This is a genomic window from Rhizosphaericola mali, assembly GCF_004337365.2.
GTDB lineage: Bacteria > Bacteroidota > Bacteroidia > Chitinophagales > Chitinophagaceae > Rhizosphaericola > Rhizosphaericola mali.
In genome coordinates this window covers 1,553,309-1,574,298 of record NZ_CP044016.1, presented here as the reverse complement: position 1 = coordinate 1,574,298, position 20,990 = coordinate 1,553,309, and the positions used below count along the sequence as shown (strand labels likewise).

At 34.0% G+C, this 20,990-nt stretch carries 18 protein-coding genes; 11 read left to right on the top strand and 7 right to left on the bottom strand.

Features of this window, described 5'->3' with window-relative positions:
- Positions 1–13: 13 nt before the first annotated feature.
- From E0W69_RS06820 to E0W69_RS06805, 4 genes are all read right to left on the bottom strand, one after another.
- Positions 14–2,359, bottom strand: coding sequence for a TonB-dependent receptor (locus E0W69_RS06820; RefSeq protein WP_131329270.1), 2,346 nt, complete (start codon positions 2,357–2,359; stop codon positions 14–16).
- Between the two features lie 64 nt (positions 2,360–2,423).
- A complete protein-coding gene (locus tag E0W69_RS06815) occupies positions 2,424–3,149 on the bottom strand; it encodes an outer membrane beta-barrel protein (protein WP_131329269.1) in 726 nt (241 codons plus the stop codon).
- A gap of 18 nt (positions 3,150–3,167) precedes the next feature.
- A complete protein-coding gene (locus tag E0W69_RS06810; protein WP_131329268.1) occupies positions 3,168–3,839 on the bottom strand; it encodes a hypothetical protein in 672 nt (223 codons plus the stop codon).
- 123 nt (positions 3,840–3,962) lie between these two features.
- On the bottom strand, positions 3,963–4,280 hold the full coding sequence (locus E0W69_RS06805; RefSeq protein WP_131329267.1) for a hypothetical protein: 318 nt from the start codon (positions 4,278–4,280) through the stop codon (positions 3,963–3,965).
- A gap of 90 nt (positions 4,281–4,370) precedes the next feature.
- Between E0W69_RS06805 and E0W69_RS06800 the strand changes: the two genes are divergently transcribed.
- The 6 genes from E0W69_RS06800 (at position 4,371) to E0W69_RS06775 (ending at position 9,473) form a co-directional block, all read left to right on the top strand.
- Positions 4,371–4,790: a Fur family transcriptional regulator gene (locus E0W69_RS06800; protein ID WP_131329266.1), complete on the top strand. Its 420-nt coding sequence runs from the start codon at positions 4,371–4,373 to the stop codon at positions 4,788–4,790.
- Between the two features lie 8 nt (positions 4,791–4,798).
- Positions 4,799–5,998, top strand: a complete 1,200-nt coding sequence (locus tag E0W69_RS06795; protein ID WP_131329265.1) for a GTP-binding protein — start codon at positions 4,799–4,801, stop codon at positions 5,996–5,998.
- 211 nt (positions 5,999–6,209) lie between these two features.
- Positions 6,210–7,133, top strand: a complete 924-nt coding sequence (locus E0W69_RS06790; RefSeq protein WP_225321428.1) for a formylglycine-generating enzyme family protein — start codon at positions 6,210–6,212, stop codon at positions 7,131–7,133.
- A 124-nt stretch (positions 7,134–7,257) separates the two neighbouring features.
- Positions 7,258–8,004, top strand: coding sequence for a methionine ABC transporter ATP-binding protein (locus tag E0W69_RS06785; RefSeq protein ID WP_225321427.1), 747 nt, complete (start codon positions 7,258–7,260; stop codon positions 8,002–8,004).
- A 6-nt stretch (positions 8,005–8,010) separates the two neighbouring features.
- Positions 8,011–8,664, top strand: coding sequence for a methionine ABC transporter permease MetI (gene metI / locus E0W69_RS06780; protein ID WP_131329263.1), 654 nt, complete (start codon positions 8,011–8,013; stop codon positions 8,662–8,664).
- Positions 8,661–9,473 (top strand): MetQ/NlpA family lipoprotein, encoded by an 813-nt coding sequence (locus tag E0W69_RS06775; protein ID WP_131329262.1) that lies wholly within the window; start codon positions 8,661–8,663, stop codon positions 9,471–9,473. Before metI ends, E0W69_RS06775 begins: the two co-directional genes overlap by 4 nt.
- Before the next feature lie 97 nt (positions 9,474–9,570).
- Here E0W69_RS06775 and rocD read toward each other — a convergent pair whose 3' ends face one another.
- Both rocD and E0W69_RS06765 read right to left on the bottom strand, forming a co-directional pair.
- The gene (gene rocD, locus E0W69_RS06770) at positions 9,571–10,806 is read right to left on the bottom strand and encodes an ornithine--oxo-acid transaminase (protein ID WP_131329261.1); all 1,236 of its coding nucleotides are present in this window, start codon (positions 10,804–10,806) and stop codon (positions 9,571–9,573) included.
- A gap of 754 nt (positions 10,807–11,560) precedes the next feature.
- Positions 11,561–14,236, bottom strand: a complete 2,676-nt coding sequence (locus tag E0W69_RS06765) for an alpha-L-rhamnosidase (RefSeq protein WP_225321426.1) — start codon at positions 14,234–14,236, stop codon at positions 11,561–11,563.
- Between the two features lie 152 nt (positions 14,237–14,388).
- On the opposite strand from E0W69_RS06765, the gene E0W69_RS06760 reads away from it, so the two are divergent.
- From E0W69_RS06760 to kdpA, 4 genes are all read left to right on the top strand, one after another.
- Positions 14,389–15,726: a sigma-54-dependent transcriptional regulator gene (locus E0W69_RS06760; protein ID WP_131329259.1), complete on the top strand. Its 1,338-nt coding sequence runs from the start codon at positions 14,389–14,391 to the stop codon at positions 15,724–15,726.
- Between the two features lie 333 nt (positions 15,727–16,059).
- Positions 16,060–16,422 carry a DUF7674 family protein gene (locus E0W69_RS06755; RefSeq protein WP_131329258.1) on the top strand — a complete coding sequence of 121 codons (363 nt, stop codon included), beginning with the start codon at positions 16,060–16,062 and terminating at the stop codon, positions 16,420–16,422.
- A 4-nt stretch (positions 16,423–16,426) separates the two neighbouring features.
- Positions 16,427–16,504 carry a K(+)-transporting ATPase subunit F gene (gene kdpF, locus E0W69_RS20815; protein WP_225321485.1) on the top strand — a complete coding sequence of 26 codons (78 nt, stop codon included), beginning with the start codon at positions 16,427–16,429 and terminating at the stop codon, positions 16,502–16,504.
- 158 nt (positions 16,505–16,662) lie between these two features.
- Positions 16,663–18,363: a potassium-transporting ATPase subunit KdpA gene (kdpA, locus tag E0W69_RS06745; RefSeq protein WP_131329257.1), complete on the top strand. Its 1,701-nt coding sequence runs from the start codon at positions 16,663–16,665 to the stop codon at positions 18,361–18,363.
- A gap of 87 nt (positions 18,364–18,450) precedes the next feature.
- On the opposite strand, the gene E0W69_RS06740 is transcribed toward kdpA, so the two are convergent.
- A complete protein-coding gene (locus E0W69_RS06740) occupies positions 18,451–18,804 on the bottom strand; it encodes a four helix bundle protein (protein ID WP_131329256.1) in 354 nt (117 codons plus the stop codon).
- 94 nt (positions 18,805–18,898) lie between these two features.
- Here E0W69_RS06740 and kdpB point away from each other — a divergent pair, with 94 nt between their 5' ends.
- Positions 18,899–20,932, top strand: coding sequence for a potassium-transporting ATPase subunit KdpB (gene kdpB / locus E0W69_RS06735; RefSeq protein ID WP_191967989.1), 2,034 nt, complete (start codon positions 18,899–18,901; stop codon positions 20,930–20,932).
- Positions 20,933–20,990: the final 58 nt, after the last annotated feature.

Below are 20,990 nucleotides of genomic sequence, written 5' to 3'. Positions count from 1 at the left end.
TTGCTAACTACGACTAAAATGGGAATTTTAATCGTAGTGCAATATTTCTACCTAAATCGTGATTATAGTACCTGAATAGATTCAAGTAGTCCTTATACTCCTTATTCATCAAATTGGTCGCCGTGATACTCCAATCAATTTGTTGTTTGCCTATATGCGTTGTGGCACCAATAGTCATACCCCAGAGGTCATAGGAGGGCGGCGGTGGTGCATCTGTAATATTTGTAGGTATTCTAGTTTGCCTAGCTACAAATAAATTATTGATTGAAATAAATGCATCATTGAGCCCTTTTAATTTAGGTAATTGATAGGATATTGAGTTGTCATATTTGTCCGCAGGAATATAAATAAGCCATTGATCCTCCGTCTGATTACGACCTCTGACTATGGAAATTTTGGATTCTAATTTGAAATTGGGTAAAAAATTATATTGACCATCAAAATCCAGCCCAGTGAATAATGCTCTTTTTGCTTGTTTATATTCATATAATGGATAATATCCGGAGATGGATTGAATTACTCCATCTGGTTGTATATAGATATAGTTACGGAAATAATTAGCATAGAGTCCCAACTCTATATTTAATTTAGCATCCACATATTTGAATGTTAAGTTATTATTTATAGCAGATTCTACTTGCAAATTAGGATCTCCTTTTTCCCAACGAGATGCACCCATGTGAACGCCATTTGCAAATAATTCAATTGGGCTCGGTCCTCGCCACGCAGTTCCTAGATTATACATCACTGTAAAATGCGGACTTGAAAACCAAGTGAGACCTACATTAGTGGTAAAACGATTCCACCTTGCTGTTGAGTCATAAGTTGTATCACTTGTATTGGATAACGCATTCGCACGTCTAAATAAATGTGATTGTTGGTATTTGCGATCATATCTTAATCCGCCCTCAACTAAAAAATTTCCTAAACTATATTTTTCTATTGCATAAATACCTTGACTATGATTATCATAACTTGGAATTACTTCTGTTCTTTCACGTGATTCGATGGTGTTATGTTGTTTTAAATAACTAATGCCAATGCTTCCGGTCAAGCCGTTTATCCATTTAGGTTGTCTCCAAATTAAATCACCTGCATAAGATGTCAGATTAAATTTGTTATCAGGAATATTCGTATAAGTCAATGGATCTAATCCAAATTCTTTTCTTAAATTATTTTGTACAGAAAATTGGAAATCAAATCTTCCTACATTTTCTTTTTGCCAATAGGCATCTGCCTTTAATAAATTATGCCGAATGACTTGTTTTGCTCCTATGGGATCTAATTTATAGGTAAAATAATTATAAACATTCGAAGGACGCCCTCTTTGTATAGCTTCTAAAAAATCGTTATACGTTAAATCTTGAGAAGTGGGAGTAATTCCTATCGTCGAATTAAATTGGCTGCCATAGATTTGCACGCCATAGTTTTTCTTTTTTAAACCTAAGGTTACAGACAGATCCTTTTGATTAAATCCAGTGTTGGGAATATAATAATGAGCCGCCCTACTATTGCCTGCTTTTTGAAGTGTACCTTGTACTCTCCATGCAAAATCACTTAATTTTTTATCAAATCCTCCTTGTACTACTCCTGAAATCGTACCAGAACGACCATTGGTCATGGCTACGGTATTTAATTCACCAGAAATACCTTTTCCATATTTTAATTCTGGAGCCTCTACTAATACAACACCTCCAATTGCATCTGAGCCATATCTTAAGCTAGACGGTCCTTTAACTACGGTCATTCTATTGGCAATAAATGGATCTATTTCTGGTGCATGGTCATTGCCCCAATTCTGTCCTTCTTGTCTTACACCATTATTCAAAATTAAAATTCGATTACTATAAACGCCATGGATAACGGGTTTGGATATAGTTGGACCAGACTGCAAACTATTTACGCCTGGTATTTGCTTAAGTGTTTCACCCAAAGATAAACCTCTATATAAATCTAGGTTTTTGCCAGAAATAGTTGTTTGTGGAATGGAAATTATAGGTGTATTTTTATTAGTAACACTTCGCACTATAACTTGGCCTAAGTCTTTTGAACTATGAGATAATAATATTTTTAAATCTATATCATTATGCAAATGAATTATTGTATCGATACTATTATAGTTACTATATTTTACTAGTAATTTATACTCATTGGATGAAAGATTCTCAATAGAAAAATGACCATCGAGATCTGTGTGTGTAGATTTGTTTGTAGGTGTAATTTGAATAGTTACATTCGAAAGTAACAGGGTCGTATCTTCTCGATCTGCCACCTTTCCAACGATTGAAAAGTGCGAGTTTGTTTGTGCTGCACTAATTACACAAATACAGGAAAACAATAAAATAAATAAAAATTTCATCCTAAAATAATTTGAAGAGCTATTTAGATAAATAGCTCTTCGTTTTTATTGAACTAATGAACGACTATAAACTATATGTAATACCAAAAGTAATATTCACTCCTGCTAATGGTTCGTGATACTTACTTATGACTCTTGCATCCTCTTGTGGATTGTTGACGCCAGAATAATTGATAGGATCGAAATTTGGTTTTGAATAAAAATAATCACCTCTCAATGCAACCGAGAATTTTTTGTACACTGGATAGCTTAAACCAATGCCACCATCTAAACCAAATGTTGTTTTGGATGCTGAATGTTGTGTAATATCTCCATCATAAGTATCATCATCACCCCAAGTGGATAACGTTATTTCAGGCGTTTTTGCATGCGTAATACCAGCCAATGTACGTGCGGTTATAGAAAGTTTTCCAATAGGAAAATTATAATATAAACCAGCTAAGAAATTAGTTGCTTTGTAGCGAGTAGCTGATGCGGCTACTTTGGAATATTCATAAGATTCAATATATCCATCCGAAATAGTACTTAAGTTTTTATTTTTATAAGTACCATAATTTATCAAACCTCCAACACCTATATGTTTGGAAAAAAAATAGGCTCCATCAATTCCCCAAACGGATCCAGTGTGTGCATAACCTGATTTATAATCTTCATAATTGGATTTATTCCAATTGCCTGTTGGCAAACTTAATCCTCCACTTATACCTATAAAACTAGGATTTTGGGATTGTGCATGTGAAATTCCTATACTCGAACCGATAATGGCTATTGCCAATAAAATTTTTTTCATTTTCTATAGTGATATTTTTTATTGAATTGTTACTTTAAATTTAGAATCTATGTCTGTGGATCCACCACCAGTCTGACTTCCTAACCAAGTACCATCTTTAACATTTGGTTGATGACGCAATACCACTCTTAGATAACCATTGCTTGAAGTGCCAGTTGTGAATTCACTAGAAATGCCCACAGGTAATTCTGGATTATTATCGTCATGGTCCGTTCTTACAATAGAGAGATTAAGATATGGTGCCGTATTTGTTTCGTAACTATTATCCCAATATGTTTCAGGAATATATGGTGAATTTACCCCAGTAGTAAAGCCTGACGCCATAGGAGTCGGTTGTAAAAAGAATAAATGATAATTTCTTCTTTCCCAAATTTCATCTGTTATATCTTCAGGTGGCGTTTGCGTAGAGTCTATCAAATATATTTTTACTGCATATTTATTATTTGCTTTCAAATTCAATGTATAGTTTGCAGTGTCCGCAATATTGGTATCTGGATTCAATGTCCATGATGCATTTATTGTATCTGTAGTATTGGCTTCATTAACTGCTTGTAATTTTACAGTTGTCATTGGCTCATTCTCTGGTACAGCCGTGCTTACATCGGAATCTTTTTTGCTGCAACTATCAAAAGTGAGCATACTTCCTACTAACAGTGCCACTAAAGAGGCACTTAAAACTTGTTTCTTCATAAAAAATGAATGTGTGAAAAAATGAATGTTAAAATATGGAATACTCGACAGCACACTATAATCCTAAGCAATTTTATAGAATTGCTTATAGTTTAGCTTGCTATCATTATTCCTTTGAAAAAATTATAGTAGTTTATTTGGAGGACCTCTGAGAGAGGATGCGATAATTTTTTGCTGAATTACCTCATAGATAGGAGTAAATGTATATTTTCTTAAGAAAGTTATCATTGGAAAAATGCAAGTTATCTCATCTGTAAAAGTAACTGGCATAATGAAATCACTGAAGCAGTGGCAATCTGTCTGTATATATTTTCCGTCCTTTTGCTTGCTTTGTTTAGATGTATGTTCCAGATTATGCAGCATTAATTCACCTATTGACTTTTGAAATGTCAATAAAGTCAATAGTAGTATAAGTATGTGAAAATGCTTTTTACGTTTCATCGAGTGCAAATATATTTATTTGTATCATAGTTGCAAAAATATTTGCAACTAAATTGCAAAATATTATATTTGCAACAATGTTGCGTATGTATGAATTATAAAAAGATTCTGGAAAATAAAGGTTTAAGTGTTACTAATGCAAGATTGATGGTCTTGGAATATTTCGATATTTCTGGAAAGGCACAATCTATGTCAAGTTTACTTAAAGCTATCAAAGGTAGCAATCGGATAACACTATATAGAACTTTGAAGCAATTTGTCGATAAACAGATTTTGATGTCTTTTTCGGGAGATAATAATTTACCCGTTTATTGTATTTCACAGGCCATTCATATAAAAGAAACTTACGTCTCACAAGCAATTTTTATTTGTAATAAATGTAAAACTGTAATAACGAGGGAAGTTCACACATCTATAATTGAAACGGTATTTTCTGAATTTCTAATTAAAAATGAAAAAATACTTATTAAAGGCTATTGTCCTAATTGTTCAAAAAATATCAAACTATAAATATATATATGCATAAAAAATTACCAGTCACTATACTCAGTGGCTTTCTCGGTGCGGGTAAAACGACTTTGCTTAATCAAATTTTGCATAATAGGCAAAATTTAAAAGTTGCAGTTATAGTGAATGACATGAGTGAAGTTAATATCGATGCCAAAATTATTTCAACTGAAAATACTTTATCTCGAACAGAGGAAAGGTTGGTAGATATGAGCAATGGTTGTATCTGTTGTACTTTACGAGAAGATTTGTTGGTGGAAGTGGCAAAATTGGCTAATGAAGGACGATTTGACTATCTTTTGATTGAAGGTACTGGGATTGCAGAACCTTTACCAGTGGCACAAACCTGGCTTTTTGAAGAACCAAATAGTAAAGCGAATCTTTCTGATATTAGTTATATTGATACAATGGTTACTGTGATTGATGGTTATAATTTTTTAAAAGATTTTTCCTCTTCGGAAACTATTGTAGATAGAGACATGACGGATGATGAAGCTGATGAACGTACAATCGTCAATCTTTTAACAGATCAAATTGAATTTGCAAATGTTATAGTTTTGAATAAAACGGATTTGATTACGGAAGATTCTAAGAAATTTTTAGAGTCAATTTTGCATAAGTTGAATCCAGATGCCAAAATTATATATTCTACGTATGGCAATGTTTCTCCTGATTTGATTTTAAATACAGGATTGTATGATTTTGATAAAGTGCAAGATTCGGCTGGTTGGATAAAAGAATTAAATAATGAACATGTGCCTGAAACCGAAGAATATGGAATTACTTCATTTGTATTTAGAGATCCAAAGCCATTTCATCCGGAACGATGGTTTCATTATCTAAATGAAAATTACCCCAAAGGATTTTTAAGAGCAAAAGGTTTATTTTGGATCGCTTCACAACCAGATAAAGCAATTAGTTTTAGTCAAGCAGGAGGAAGTTTGCGTGTTGAAAATGCAGGTACTTGGTGGTGTTCTATGCCCTATGAGCAAAGAATTAAATATTTGGCATTTGTTGAGAATCAATCTGAAATTGAGTCTAAATGGTCTAAAATGTGGGGGGATCGAATGAATGAATTAGTATTTATCGGTCAAATAAAAGAAACGGAATTAGAATTGGCCAAAATCTCCGCATGTCTAGTTACGGAGGACGAAATTGAAATAATCAAAAGAAGGGAATATTTGAAAGATCCATTTATTGAAATCGTTTAACTATTGAGTTATGTAAATTGTAATATATTTGTCTATTAAAATAATAGACTAAATGTGTCGATATATAATATTTCCCAAAATTGTAATTTTTCTATTCATCATTTCTATAACGAAAGTTTATAGTCAAGCACCCATGAACGATACATGTGAATTGTGTAATAAACCAAGTTTTAGAAGTTTAGTTACGAATTCTTTTAATAAAAATTCTACAATGAATATTACTAGTGCCGAGGATACGGCAACTATGTTATTGATTAAAGGCGGAGCTTTTCAAATGGGGACAGATGATCCACATTTTTCAGATGCGAGTCCTATACATAGAGTTATAGTTTCAGATTTTTATATGGATGAACATGAAGTGACAAATGATCAATTTGAGCAATTTGTAAATGCGACTCATTATGTGACTATTGCAGAAAGACCATTAGATCCAAAAGATTTTCCCAATGTTCCAGTTGAGCAGTTAAAACCTGGTTCTGCTGTATTTACGCCGCCAAATCATCCTGTGGATTTAAAAGATCCATTACAATGGTGGAGTTATGTAGTGGGTGCAAATTGGCGTCATCCGAAAGGCCCCAATAGTACTATTGTCGGTCATGGTAAGGAGCCCGTAACGCAAGTGTGTTATTTAGATGCAACTGCTTATGCAAAATGGGCAGGAAAAAGATTACCAACGGAAGCAGAATGGGAGTATGCAGCAAGAGCAGGAGGTTCGCATAAGTATTATTGGGGTGATTCCATATTGGTAAATGGCAAATGGGCTGCTAATATATTTCAAGGTGATTTTCCTTATAATAATTTGGTGCAAGATGGATATGTTGATATAGCTCCAGTGATGTCTTTTCCTGCAAACAAATGGGGTATTTATGATTTAGACGGCAATGTGTGGGAGTGGTGTAGTGATTATTATAGTTCTAATTATTATGCGGTAAGTGATTCATTAAATCCTCTTGGTCCCAATAAGAGTTTGGATACAGAAGAGCCAACTGCTATTAAGAGAGTTCAACGGGGTGGTTCATTTTTGTGTAGTGACCAATATTGTATTCGATATCGAGCTGGAAGTAGAGGGAAAGGCGAGGAGAGTAGTGCCTCCAATAATCTTGGTTTTCGCTGTGTGAAAGATATTTCAAAATAAATATTTTCTCTTGATTTGAATTTTTAATTGGAAATGTATTATTTTTGTCTAGTAAAATGATAGAGTAATAGTATTTGTATTGACTGGCGATTTGTAAAAGTCGTCAGTTTTTTTATCTAAAAGAATGGAAGCAATTATACAAATTAAAAACATTAGTAAGCAATATAGCAAAGGGCAGAAAGCCTCGAATGATATTTCTTTGAATATAGAAAAAGGAAAAATATTTGGAATTATTGGATCTTCGGGTGCTGGCAAAAGTACTTTGTTGCGTTGCCTTAATTTATTAGAAAAACCAAGTTCTGGGGAAGTTTGGATAGAGGATAAAAATATTTTGACACTTTCTAATAAGGAATTAAATAGCGTGCGTAAGCAAATTGGAATGATTTTTCAACACTTTAATTTGCTAGCGTCTAAAACTGTATTGGAAAATATAGCATTGCCTTTGAAATTAGCGCACAAATCCAGTATTGAAAGAAAAGAAATTGCACTAAAATTATTAGAAAAAGTGGGATTGTCTGAAAAAGCCAATAATTTTCCCGCACAATTATCTGGAGGACAAAAGCAAAGAGTTGCGATCGCAAGAGCTTTAGCTTTGAGTCCAAAAATATTATTATGTGATGAAGCTACTAGTGCACTAGATCCTGCATCTACCGTTTCTGTTTTAAGATTATTGAAACAAATCAATCAAGAATTAGGAATAACTATAGTGTTAATTACGCATGAAATGCAAGTAATTAAACAAATATGTGATGAAGTTGCAGTACTGTCAAAAGGGAATTTAGTGGAAGTTGGAGCTGTTTCAGAAGTCTTTTTATCGCCAAAGTCGGAAGAAACAAAAGAATTATTGTCGTTAGCTGATTTAAAATTATAGTAAGTTATGGAAGATAGTTTAATGACTCTTTTAATAAACGGATTTTGGGAAACCATAGCAATGACTTTTATCTCTTGCTTTTTCGGTTATTTGATTGGCTTGCCAACAGGCATATTGTTATTTCTCACTAGAAAAGGCCAAATGCTCGCACATCCAGTCTTTCATTCTATTTTAGGATTTTGTGTAAATGTTTTTCGTTCGATACCATTTATTATTCTCATAGTTTGGATGATTCCTTTTACTAGAAATGTTGTAGGTACTTCGATTGGCGTACAAGCAGCGTTGGTTCCATTGAGTTTAGGTGTGGCTCCATTTATAGCACGTTTGACCGAAACGAGTTTGTTAGAAGTTCCATCTGGATTAATTGAAGTGGGTATTTCCATGGGAAGTTCTGCTTGGCAATTAACTAAAAATATTTTACTACCAGAGGCTTTGCCTTCTATCGTTCAAAATATTACGATTACCTTAATTACTTTAGTTGGTTATTCTGCAATGGGTGGTGCCGTTGGCGCTGGCGGATTGGGACAGATTGGGTATCAGTATGGCTATATAGGTTATGATTCTACGATAATGAATAGTGTAATTGTTATCTTAATCGCGATAGTAATTATGATCCAATTTTTAGGAAATTTTATAGCTAAAAAAGTAGATCACCGATGAGAAATTTTCGAAAAATAAATATTGCTTTTTTAATTTTTAGTTTACTATTATTGAGTAGTTGCTATAATAAAAAACGTCCCGCAGATACGGTAAAAATTGGTGTGGCTACAGGACCAGAATTGGTATTGGCTCAAACGGCTAAAAAAGTTGCGTTAGAAAAATATGGCTTAAAAGTAGAATTGGTGCCTTTTACGGACTATATTTTGCCCAATGTAGCATTAAGTCAAAAAGATCTGGATGCTAATGTTTATCAGCATAAACCATTTTTAGATGCTCAATCTTCTCAACGTGGATATAAATTTGCAATTTTAGGCAAAACATTTGTATTTCCTATCGCAGCTTATAGTCATAAGATAAAATCATTAAACGAACTACAACCCGAATCCAAAATCGCAATTCCCAATGATCCAACAAATGAAGGACGTGCACTATTATTATTTCAAAAATATCATTTGATTACACTAAGAAATGGCGTAGGTATTTTACCTAAAGTTACAGATATTATACAAAATCCTAAAAAACTTCAATTCGTCGAATTAGAAGCACCACAAATGACAAGAGTTTTGGATGATCCACAAGTGGTGATTTCTGTTATAAATAATAATTTTTCTTCTCAGTTAAACTTAAATCCAGTAAAAGATGGCTTGATGGTAGAAGATGGAAATTCGCCTTATGTAAATCTAGTAGTGTCGAGAATTGATAATAAAAATGATCCTCGCTTGGCTAAATTTACAAAAGCATATGAATCTGATGAAGTGGTGGCTGTTGCCGATTCTATTTTTAAAGGTGGAGCTGTAAAAGGTTGGTAAAATAAATTGTAGTGCATCAAAGTATAGATTATTATAATTAGACCTTGATGCAAAAAAATAGTTGATACCCGATCTCACTTCTAAAATATTAACTTTCTTACAGTGCTTCTAATGATTTTGTAATAATCGAGATAGAATCATCTATCTGATTTTTTGTAATGCATAACGGTGGTGCTAACCGAATAATATCACCATGGGTAGGTTTAGCTAGCATTCCATTTTTGGCCATAATTAAACATAGATTCCATGCCGCATTTTCATCTCCATTAGTATCAATTACTATAGCATTTAATAAACCTCTACCACGGATAGTTTTTATTTTTGGGTGATGAATTTGGTTTAATTTTTCGCGAAAGTATTGCCCTAATTGAAAGGCATTATTTGCTAAGTTTTCATCAATTAAAACATCCAATGCTGTTAAAGACACTGCACAAGCTAAAGGGTTTCCTCCATACGTAGATCCATGCTCTCCAGGATGAATAGTCAACATAATTTGATCATTGGCCAATACTGCACTAATGGGCATTATGCCGCCACTTAATGCTTTGCCTAAAATCAAAATATCTGGACGTATACCATCGTAGTCACAACCCAACATTTTACCTGTCCGACAAAGACCAGTTTGAATTTCATCACAAATTAAAAGCACATTTGCATTCTTACATAATTCTTTTGCCTTTGATAAATATCCATCTGTTGGGATTTTTATTCCAGCCTCTCCTTGTATTGGCTCTACTAAAAATGCAGCAACATGAGGGTCTCTAAGCGCGTTTTCTAATGCAGATACATCGTCATAAGGAATTTGAATATAACCGGGTACAAATGGACCAAAACCATTTTTTGCGGTAGGATCAGAACTGAAAGAAATAATGTTTATAGTGCGACCGTGGAAATTTTCATTAACTGTGATGATTTTGGCTTCATTAATGGGGATTCCCTTTACATCATACCCCCATCGTTTTGCCAATTTTATAGCAGTTTCAACGGCTTCAGCTCCTGAATTCATCGGAAGCACCTTGTCGAAACCAAATAATTCTGCTAATTTTTTTTCCCATTTACCTAAAATATTATTGTAGAAAGCACGTGAAGTTAATGTCAAATTTTGGGCTTGATCAATTAATGCTTTTACTATTTTGGGGTGACAATGACCTTGATTTACAGCAGAATATCCACTTAAAAAATCATAATATTTTTTATTTTCTACATCCCATACAAAAACACCATCACCTTTTTGCAATACTACTGGAAGTGGATGATAATTATGTGCACCAAATTTATTTTCAATTTGAATATATTCATCTGATAATGAAATGTTTTTTTCAAATGTTGACATGCTGATAATTTAAATATGTAAAATTAGGTAAGCTTTTACTTAAGATATAAAAATATATAATTATTGACACATAGTTTGATTTGATACTGTGCAATTTTTATCCTAAAACCCATTTTATAAATATTGTAAAATGATGACAATATCTTAGCAGAGTGATCAAACAACTAAAAAATTAAATGTAATACCCCTCTCATTCATTACAAATATTAAGTAAAATTATTTATTAATAGTTTTTTGTAATTAATTAATTTTTGATATTTTTTTTATCAATATAAAAATGGAAAATGAAATAAAATTGATTGCAGAATAAATGCAAAGTTGAATTTGATCTAATATCGTATATCCAACCTGGTAACTTAATGCAGAGTGGCTTCATAGAACACGTTAACGGGCAGCATGATTAAAAGTCTTTGGATATAGTATGAAAATGTAATGAAATCCATCTAGCTTTACCCTTAAACCCGATTGATAATACAACAAAAATTGATTCTATTGAATTCGTTCAAATAAAGAAGCTAGATTGCTAATTTTCCCTTTGCCGTGTGAAAAGCCCAATAAATGTACATTTTATTGGGTATTAATTTTTCTTAAAATTAAGATCTGTTATATAAATACCGATATAACTAGGCTAATTTTTATATAAAATAATATTATATTATATAGGACTTATTTTTTATAAGTAAATTATTTTAGTTTATGATCAAGAAAATGCAAAAAATAACTATGTTCAACTATAATTTTTAACTACTATACACTATTTGATATAAAAATTATAGTAACCCGATTTAATTTTATAGGAATGATCTGTCCTTATTTTTTTATTATTTAGATATACGCATTGTTTTTGATTCATAGAGAAATAAACTTTAGCAGTAGAATTGTGAGGAATCGTTACATTGTAAATAATCTCATTTCCATCTTTTTTCCAAGCTGAAATTATTTTGCCGTAAGGACCTATATGCTCTGAATAGAATTCATTCAATCCATCCACGAACTTTGGACGAAGAAGTACGTTTTTAAAGCCTGGCAAGGCCTCGTCTGGTTGTATACCTCCAAGCCCTTTATACAACCATGCTCCGATTTCACCAAACATGATGTGGTTCAATGAAAGATCTCGCTGCTGATCAATATTCCAGTTTTCGTATAAGGTAGATGCGCCATTGACCATCCACCATCCCCATGATGGATATTCTTTTTGGGATGCCAGTTTGTACGCTGTTTCTGCCTGCCCGTTTTCGCTTAGAGCACTCAAAATTGCTTTTGTACCCAATAAACCTACGTCAAGATGGAACTTATTTTCTTTAATTTTATTAGCAAGATTTGCTGCAACTGCTTTTTTTAAGTTCTCTGGTACGATACCCCAGTATAATGGAACCGCCAATTCAGTTTGAAAGCCTTCTCCATAAGTGGACTTTACCTTATTCAGAAATTTATAGTTAATGGCCTTTTTTATTTTTACTTTTAACTGACTATAATTGTTATAATCTTTCTGATAACCAAAAAGTTTGGACATCTTTGTTAAAATGTCTACATCCACGTAATAGTATATGGATGAGGTAAATTCTACTGGCGTTTTGGACTTTACGGGAATCCAATCTCCCAACCCCCAACTAGTCAAGCCGTCAGGAGCCGTGGTAGTAACACGATCTACATAGCGTTTGATATTGTCATAATTATCCCTTAATATTTTATCGTCACCATAAAACAAATAGATATTCCAAGGTATGATTGCAATTGCACTCGTCCAGTCTGGGCCGTTACCCCATTCATACCCCCACCCATCCGTAGGTACGATAGATGGCAAAGTTCCATTTGGCTGTTGCTCATCACGCATATCCTGCAACCACTTCTCATATATTGTAATTGCATCAAAATTGTAAAGCCCAGTTTCTATGGCAATATGCGCATCTCCAGTCCATCCATTTTTTTCTCTTTGTGGACAATCCGTCGGGTAGCCAAATAAGTTGGACAAATAGGACGCATTTGTTGCTGCATATATTTTGTTGATGATATTGTTGGATGTATGTATTTTTCCAATTGGCGAGACATCACTATGCATAAAATATGCACTTAGATTATCCTTTGTGATGGAAATTGGATTATTTGATTTTACCTCAACATATTGGAATCCTTTATAATTGAAATGAGGTCTAAATGTTTGTTCTTTTTTACCATTTAATACATAAATATCCGTTGCAAACGGATCTATTATTTTTGTATTTTTAGCTAGAAAATAGTCTATATTAGATAAATCCAAGTTACCATTTTTATCCAATCGTTCGGCATGGATTACCTTGACGACCGTCCCTGAATCTCCAGAAATTTTTAAACTTGTTACACCTGAGATATTGCGACCAATATCATATATATAGTCCGAATCATTAATCTTTTTACATGCTATGGGTTTTATTAGTTCTACGTATCTGATTGGCTCTAATGACTGTGCGGATATGTATTGGCCAGGAGCCTTTCGGTAGGACGCATTTTTCCAATTTTTATCATTGAAACTTATAGTATTCCATCCGACCTGCTCAAGACGGCTATCATAATGCTCGCCCGTATAGATACTATTGTACACAATCGGACCGGAAGAGGTCTTCCAATCCCTATCCGTATAAATATTTTCTTTAGATCCATCCGTATAAGTGATATGGATTTCCATACAAAACGCAGGTCTGTTACGCCAAGGAGCATGGTCGTAGTCCCACACTGCCTGGGACTGGAAGTTGTACCATCCATTGCCTAAAATAACACCAATCGCATTGGCACCATTGTTAATTTGGTTCGTAATATCATAAGTTACATATAAATTTCGTCGATCGTAACGTGTAAACATAGGTTCCAATTCATGGTTTCCAATCTTCTCTCCATTGATATATGTTTCACTTAATCCTGCAGCCGTGATATAGGCTCTTGCCGATTTAATAGATTTTGTTACATTAAATACTTTGCGGAAATAGGGTGCAAATTTTAGATCTTTATCTTCTCCGTCACTGATCCATGCGCCCTTCCAATCAGAGGGAGACAACATCCCCATTTCAAAGGATGAAACAGAAGATATTGTTTTTTGCATTTTATCTGTCCAAACTATTATTTTCCAAAAATATTTTGTAAACGGTTGTAAGGGATTGCCTTTGTAAGTAATTAAATTTTTATTTGAGTGCATTTGCAAACTACACCAAGAATTTCCCTTTCCTTTCGATACAGCAAGAGAATCGGTTCCAACAACGATACGATAGCACTTTTGATTAATATCCTCTAATTTACTATTTATTTTCCAACTAAATCTTGGTATAGTATTGTCTATACCGATGGGTATAGTTAAATACTCACATTTTAAATCCGTTATTTTTATTTTCTGTGCTATAAGAAGATTCTGTATCGAAAAAATAAAAAGGAATAAGATATTTATTTTTTTTAAGTAATTCATTTTCAAAGTCATACAGAGCTATTTTTAAATAAAAATACTTTACATTTAAGGAGATTGCATAATTTTCTTCCACGTTAACAAAATATTTAATTTCAAGTTAGTAGAAAAACTAAATAATTTTGATCTTTTATATTTACAAAAAATTTACAAAAATGCCTTCTAAGTTGCTTATTATTGACGACGAAGTAAAGCTCCGAACTTTGCTAGCAAGAATCCTGGAACGGGAAGGCTATGAAGTCAAGCAAGCTGGGGATTTTAAAACCGCCACGAATTTTTTATCTAAAGAAAAAATTCCGGTCATTCTATGTGATGTAAGATTGCCGGATGGCAATGGTGTGGAAATGATTCCTTCAATTTTGAAACTATATCCGGAATCCTTAATTATTTTGATGACGGCTTATGGCAATATTTCTGATGGCGTACAAGCGATGAAATATGGCGCCTATGATTATCTGACAAAGGGTGATGACAACGATAAGATTTTACCTTTAGTAGAAAGTGCGATGAACGAATCAAAATTAAAGGCTAGTTTAAATCAGTCATTCAAAGCCAATACCAAATTAGCGTTGAATGAAATTACGGGAAAATCTATTGCTATCAAAAATGCCATCGCCACCGGAATGAAGATCGCGGCGACGGATATCACAGTTTTATTAGGTGGAGAAACGGGAACGGGCAAGGAAGTTTTTGCACAGGCGCTTCATAGTGATAGCAAAAGAAAGGATCATAGTTTTGTCGCGCTTAACTGTAGTACATTTAGCCGAGATATTATGGAAAGCGAACTATTTGGACATGTTGCAGGTGCATTCACTGGTGCCATAAAAGAGAAAAAAGGGCTGGTGGCAGAAGCGGATGGCGGTACGCTTTTTTTGGATGAAATTGGAGAATTGCCATTGGATTTGCAAGCCAAATTATTAAGAGTTTTAGAATCTAAAGAGTATCTCCGAGTAGGCGATACGAAATCCAAAACTTCAGATTTTAGACTGATCGCCGCTACGAATAAAGACTTGAAAATAGAAGTCGAACAGGGGAATTTTCGGCAGGATTTACTGTTTAGACTTAATATTTTAGAAATACATTTGCCTCCGTTAAGAGAACGAATGGATGATCTAGAGCAACTTGCGCAGCAATTGATCGGCAAATTAGCACCATTGTATCATAAACAAAATTGTAGTTATGATGAATCCTATTTGAATAGACTGAAAACATGGCATTGGCCAGGGAATATTCGCGAATTGAGAAACGTTTTGGAACGTAGCATTGCTTTGTCCAACGACAATATATTAACGGAAGAAACGCTTCCTTTGGAAATGATTGCAACGACTATACATCCGGTCAAAATATTATCCGCATTTTCATTATCAAGTATTGAAAAATTACACATACAAAAAGTACTCAACTATACAAAAGGAAATAAAGCGGAAGCTGCCAGACTATTAGAAATCGGCGCGGCAACTTTATATAGAAAGATAGAAGAATACGCATTGTAATAAATCTAGAAAAGTCTCTCATTTTGATAAAAGTCTCTCATTTTGAGAGACTTTTTTTATGCTTTAGAACAACTATAAATATTATAATTAATTGATTAACAACAACTTGATGTCAATTAAATAAAACAGGAACGGCATTTGGCATACCAATAATGAAAGAAATAGTTATACAAAAAAGTATCAGAAAAATAAAATCAAACAATTTAATAACCATCTCCACAATTATTTGTCACTTTTTAAATTATAAATAATGCTCATTACAATCACATTAACTATAGTTGGTATTGTCTGCTATAGTCTATTTTTTAAGTTTATTTCCATTTTTGAAGAGATATGAAAAATAAGATATACGATATACCGAAAGCTGCTCGCTATCTAGCCTTCAGAATTCCAACTATAAAAACAGAGATATTAAAATTATCTGCCATGCGGAATTTTGCTGCCATTTTGCAATCAATTATCAACTATCAACATGAAATATTATCTGGCCATAAAGTCGAACAGTTAAAAGTCAGTATACAAGCAATAGGACGTATTTATGTAAAAGGTAATACGCATATACGTTACCTGATTAGAAATCTGTATTTGCGAGCGCAGGCATTTTATGCGGATAGATGCACTAATACCGAATGGATTTTGATTCAAAGTTATGTGCCTCAAAAAATTAAACTCATTTCAATTAATTTAAATAAGTAAAATCATGACAATCTTATTTGTCGTAGCCATCATCATGTTTTTGTATATGTGCTATGTCTTGATAAAACCAGAGAAATTTTAAAAATGTGAAAAGGGAGAGGTAATATGTAAGAAGAGAAATGGGAGATGTGAGAAAAATAAAATGGTAACACTTTTCACATTTTACATTTCACATCTTACCAAACTCATCTCACAAAAATCATTTCATATTTTACTTTTTACATTTCATAAGAAAAAATAATGAACATAGAAATAAACGGCGTTATCCTCATCATTGTAGCGACTATAGTTTTGGCGATTCCTTTAGGAAAATATATCGGCAAAGTTTTCTTACATGAACATACAATTTGGGATAAAATCTTCAATCCGATCGATGCATTTATTTTCAAATTTTCAGGCATAAATCCTGAAATAGAAATGAATTGGAAACAACAACTCAAAGCCTTATTAACTATAAATTTAATATGGTTTTTGATATGCATGTTTGTATTGACCAATATGGCTTGGTTGCCACTCAACCCGGATCACAATCCATCTATGAGTGGAGATTTAGCTTTTAATACAGCTATTAGTTTTATTACTAATACTAATTTACAACACTATTCTGGAGAATCTGCGTTGTCCTATTTGGGACAATTAACCTTGATGCTTTGGATGTTTGTCAGTGCGGCGACAGGTATGGCTATTTGCGGTGCGGTTTTTCTATCCATGAGAAATAAGTCTCTTGGGAAAATGGGTAATTTCTGGAATTTATTAGTCAAAACTTCCACTAGAATTTTATTGCCATTGTCTATTGTACTCGCTATTGTTTTAGTTTTTCAAGGCACTCCGATGACTTTCGAAGGAAAAGATACGATGATTTCAATGCAAGGAGATACCGTACAAGTAAGTCGTGGACCAGCGGCGGCCATGGTGGCGATCAAACAATTAGGTACCAATGGCGGAGGATTCTTTGGTGCAAACTCAGCGCATCCTTTGGAAAATCCAAATTATTTCAGCAATATATTGGAATGTATGTCGATTTTCTTAATTCCAATTGCGATGATATTTGCACTTGGTAGAGTGTTAAACAAAAAACGTTTGGCATGGATGATTTTTAGTGTGATGACTATTGGATTTTTATGTTTGCTTATTCCAACTATAAAAATGGAAATGGCGGGCAATCCTGCACTATCACAGGCGGGAATAACCGCACAACCATTAGGAAGTATGGAAGGAAAAGAGGTGCGATTTGGCGCTGCAGCTTCTAGTCTTTGGGCAATCGTAACGACTTGTACGAGTAACGGAAGCGTCAATGCGATGCATGATAGTTTGACTCCATTAAGTGGTATGAATGCTATGTTGGGAATGATGGTCAATTGCTTTTATGGTGGTGTTGGGGTCGGATTTTTGAACTTTTACATATTTATCATATTGGCCGTATTTATAAGTGGATTGATGGTGGGAAGAACACCAGAGTTTTTGGGTAAAAAAATTGAAGCAAAAGAAATGAAAATTGCGATGATTATAGCATTGCTGCACCCTTTACTAATTCTTACCGGAACGGCAATTTCTTCGTATCTATATGCACATAATCCAAATGCTTATAATAGTTGGTTAAATAATCCGGGCTATCATGGTTTTAGTGAAATGTTGTATGAGTTTACTTCTTCCTCCGCTAACAACGGAAGTGGTTTTGAAGGATTGGGGGATAATACGCCTTTTTGGAATATTGCGTGTGGAATCGTGATGATTTTGGCGCGCTATCTACCAATTATTGGTCCGGTTGCAATTGCAGGCATCCTTTCACAGAAAAAATATATTCCAGAATCTGCGGGCACTTTGAAAACGGATACGGCGACTTTTGCCATCATGGTTATCGCGGTGATTCTTATAGTTGCAGCTTTGGCATTCTTTCCTGCATTGACTTTGGGACCTATATCCGAACATTTGAAAATGTAATTATGTAAAATGAGAGATGTAAAAAAGGAAAATGTGTGAGATCTTTAACACTTTTCACTTCGAACATTTCACTCTCACAACGCGCCTCTATTCACCCAATTTTCTAATTAATCCATATAATAATTTTCCAATAACGTCTAATTCTTTGATAATGATAATTCCATTTTCTTTTTCCAAATATTCAAGTTCAATACACAATAAAATAAGTGTATCGAGTTCAGTTAAAGAGCCCAAAGCAATGTGCAAAAAATGTATAAATTCATTTTTACTTTTTCTTGCAGAACCTTCTGCTATATTGACGGGTACAGAAACAGAGGCTCTGCGAATTTGGGAAATAATGCCAAATTTTTCTTCAGATGGCAATGTTTGCGTTAATGTGTAAAGCGTTTTTACCATTTCAAAACTCTTGATCCATGCATTTAATTTTTGGTGTGGTTTCATAAGCGTAATATTTTAAATAATGGAATTTAAATTGATGCTATATCCAAACACACATTTTACATCTTACATATTCCTTTTTACTAAATTAAAAATAATGAAAAATAATACATTAATGACCAAGGATATTTTCAATAAATCTTTGAAGTCATCTTTTATCAAACTCAACCCCAAGATCATGTTCCGAAATCCGGTCATGTTTACGGTTGAAGTTGGAACAATAGTTATGTTGATCGTTTGTTTATGGACGGTGTCTGGCAATCATTCTCAAGGTAGTTTCGCATATAATTTTGTCGTTTTTATAGTGTTGTTATTGACGCTTTTATTTGCAAATTTCGCCGAAGCGGTGGCGGAAGCGCGTGGTAAAGCACAAGCAGATTCTCTCAGAAAAACAAGAGAAGAAACACCCGCGAAAAAAATGGAAATTATTGGAGAGATTTTCATGAATGAAGTCCACTTAGTTTCCTCTTCTCAACTGAAGAAAGGAGATTTTTTCCTCTGCGAAACAGGTGATATCATTCCAACAGATGGAGAAATCGTGGAAGGTTTGGCAACAATTGATGAGAGCGCCATTACTGGTGAATCTGCACCTGTAATCAGGGAAGCAGGTGGTGACAAAAGCAGTGTTACCGGAGGAACCAAAGTTTTGTCAGACAAAATTAAAGTCAAAGTAACTACAGAACCTGGAGAAAGTTTTTTAGATAAAATGATCGCGCTGGTAGAAGGTGCAAGTAGACAAAAAACGCCGAATGAAATTGCATTGACTATATTATTGGCGGGATTTACCTTAGTATTTATTATCGTTTGTACCACATTAAAACCATTTGGTGATTATGCCAATACGCCCATAACGATTGCAGCATTTATTGCGCTATTTGTGTGTTTGATTCCAACAACGATTGGTGGCTTGTTGAGTGCGATTGGCATTGCTGGAATGGATCGTGCACTACGTGCCAAGGTAATCACTAAAAGTGGTCGTGCCGTAGAAACTGCTGGCGATATTGATGTTTTGTTATTAGATAAGACAGGGACCATAACCATCGGAAATCGAAAAGCCACACATTTCTGGCCTGCGGAAGGCGTATCAGAAAAAGCTTTTATCAATGCCGTTGTATTTGCATCATTGGCGGATGAAACGCCAGAAGGTAAGTCCATATTGGAATTGGCCAATGCAGATCGCACCAATTATTCAACTACGGACGCTCAGTTTATACAATTTACTGCAGAAACTAGATGTTCGGGGATCAATATTGATGGTCGTAAAATTCGTAAAGGAGCGACAGATTCCATTAAAAATATAGTGGAGAAAGCAGGAAATATTTTTCCAAATTCTATAGTTGCAAAAACAAATGAGATCGCTTCAAACGGCGGTACTCCGTTGGTAGTTTCTGAAAATGGAAATGCAATGGGTGTTGTCGAATTGCAAGATATTATCAAACCAGGAATACAAGAACGATTTGAACGTCTGCGTAAAATGGGTGTAAAAACCGTGATGGTTACAGGCGATAATCCTTTGACTGCCAAATATATTGCAGAAAAGGCAGGCGTAGATGATTTTATCGCCGAGGCGAAACCAGAAGATAAAATGAACTATATCAAAAAGGAACAACAATCTGGAAAATTGGTTGCGATGATGGGCGACGGTACCAATGATGCGCCAGCATTGGCACAAGCAGATGTGGGTGTTGCGATGAATAGTGGTACGCAAGCAGCGAAAGAAGCGGGCAATATGGTGGATTTAGATAATGATCCAACCAAATTGATCGAAATTGTTGAAATTGGAAAACAATTATTAATGACACGTGGCACTTTGACTACGTTCAGTATCGCCAATGATGTAGCTAAATATTTCGCTATAGTTCCAGCTTTGTTTATCACATCTATTCCGGCTTTACAAAAATTAAATATCATGCATTTACATAGTCCACAAAGTGCAATTTTATCTGCAGTAATATTCAATGCGATTATCATTCCTATGTTGATTCCATTGGCATTGAAAGGTGTTACCTACAAACCCATTGGTGCAAGTGGATTATTACGTAGGAATCTATTTATATATGGATTTGGAGGTATTCTCGTTCCTTTTATTGGCATAAAATTAATTGATTTATTCGTAGCATTATTTGTGTAAGAATTGTAAACATGTGAAAAGTGAAATCAACAACATTTTACACCAACATCTTCCATTT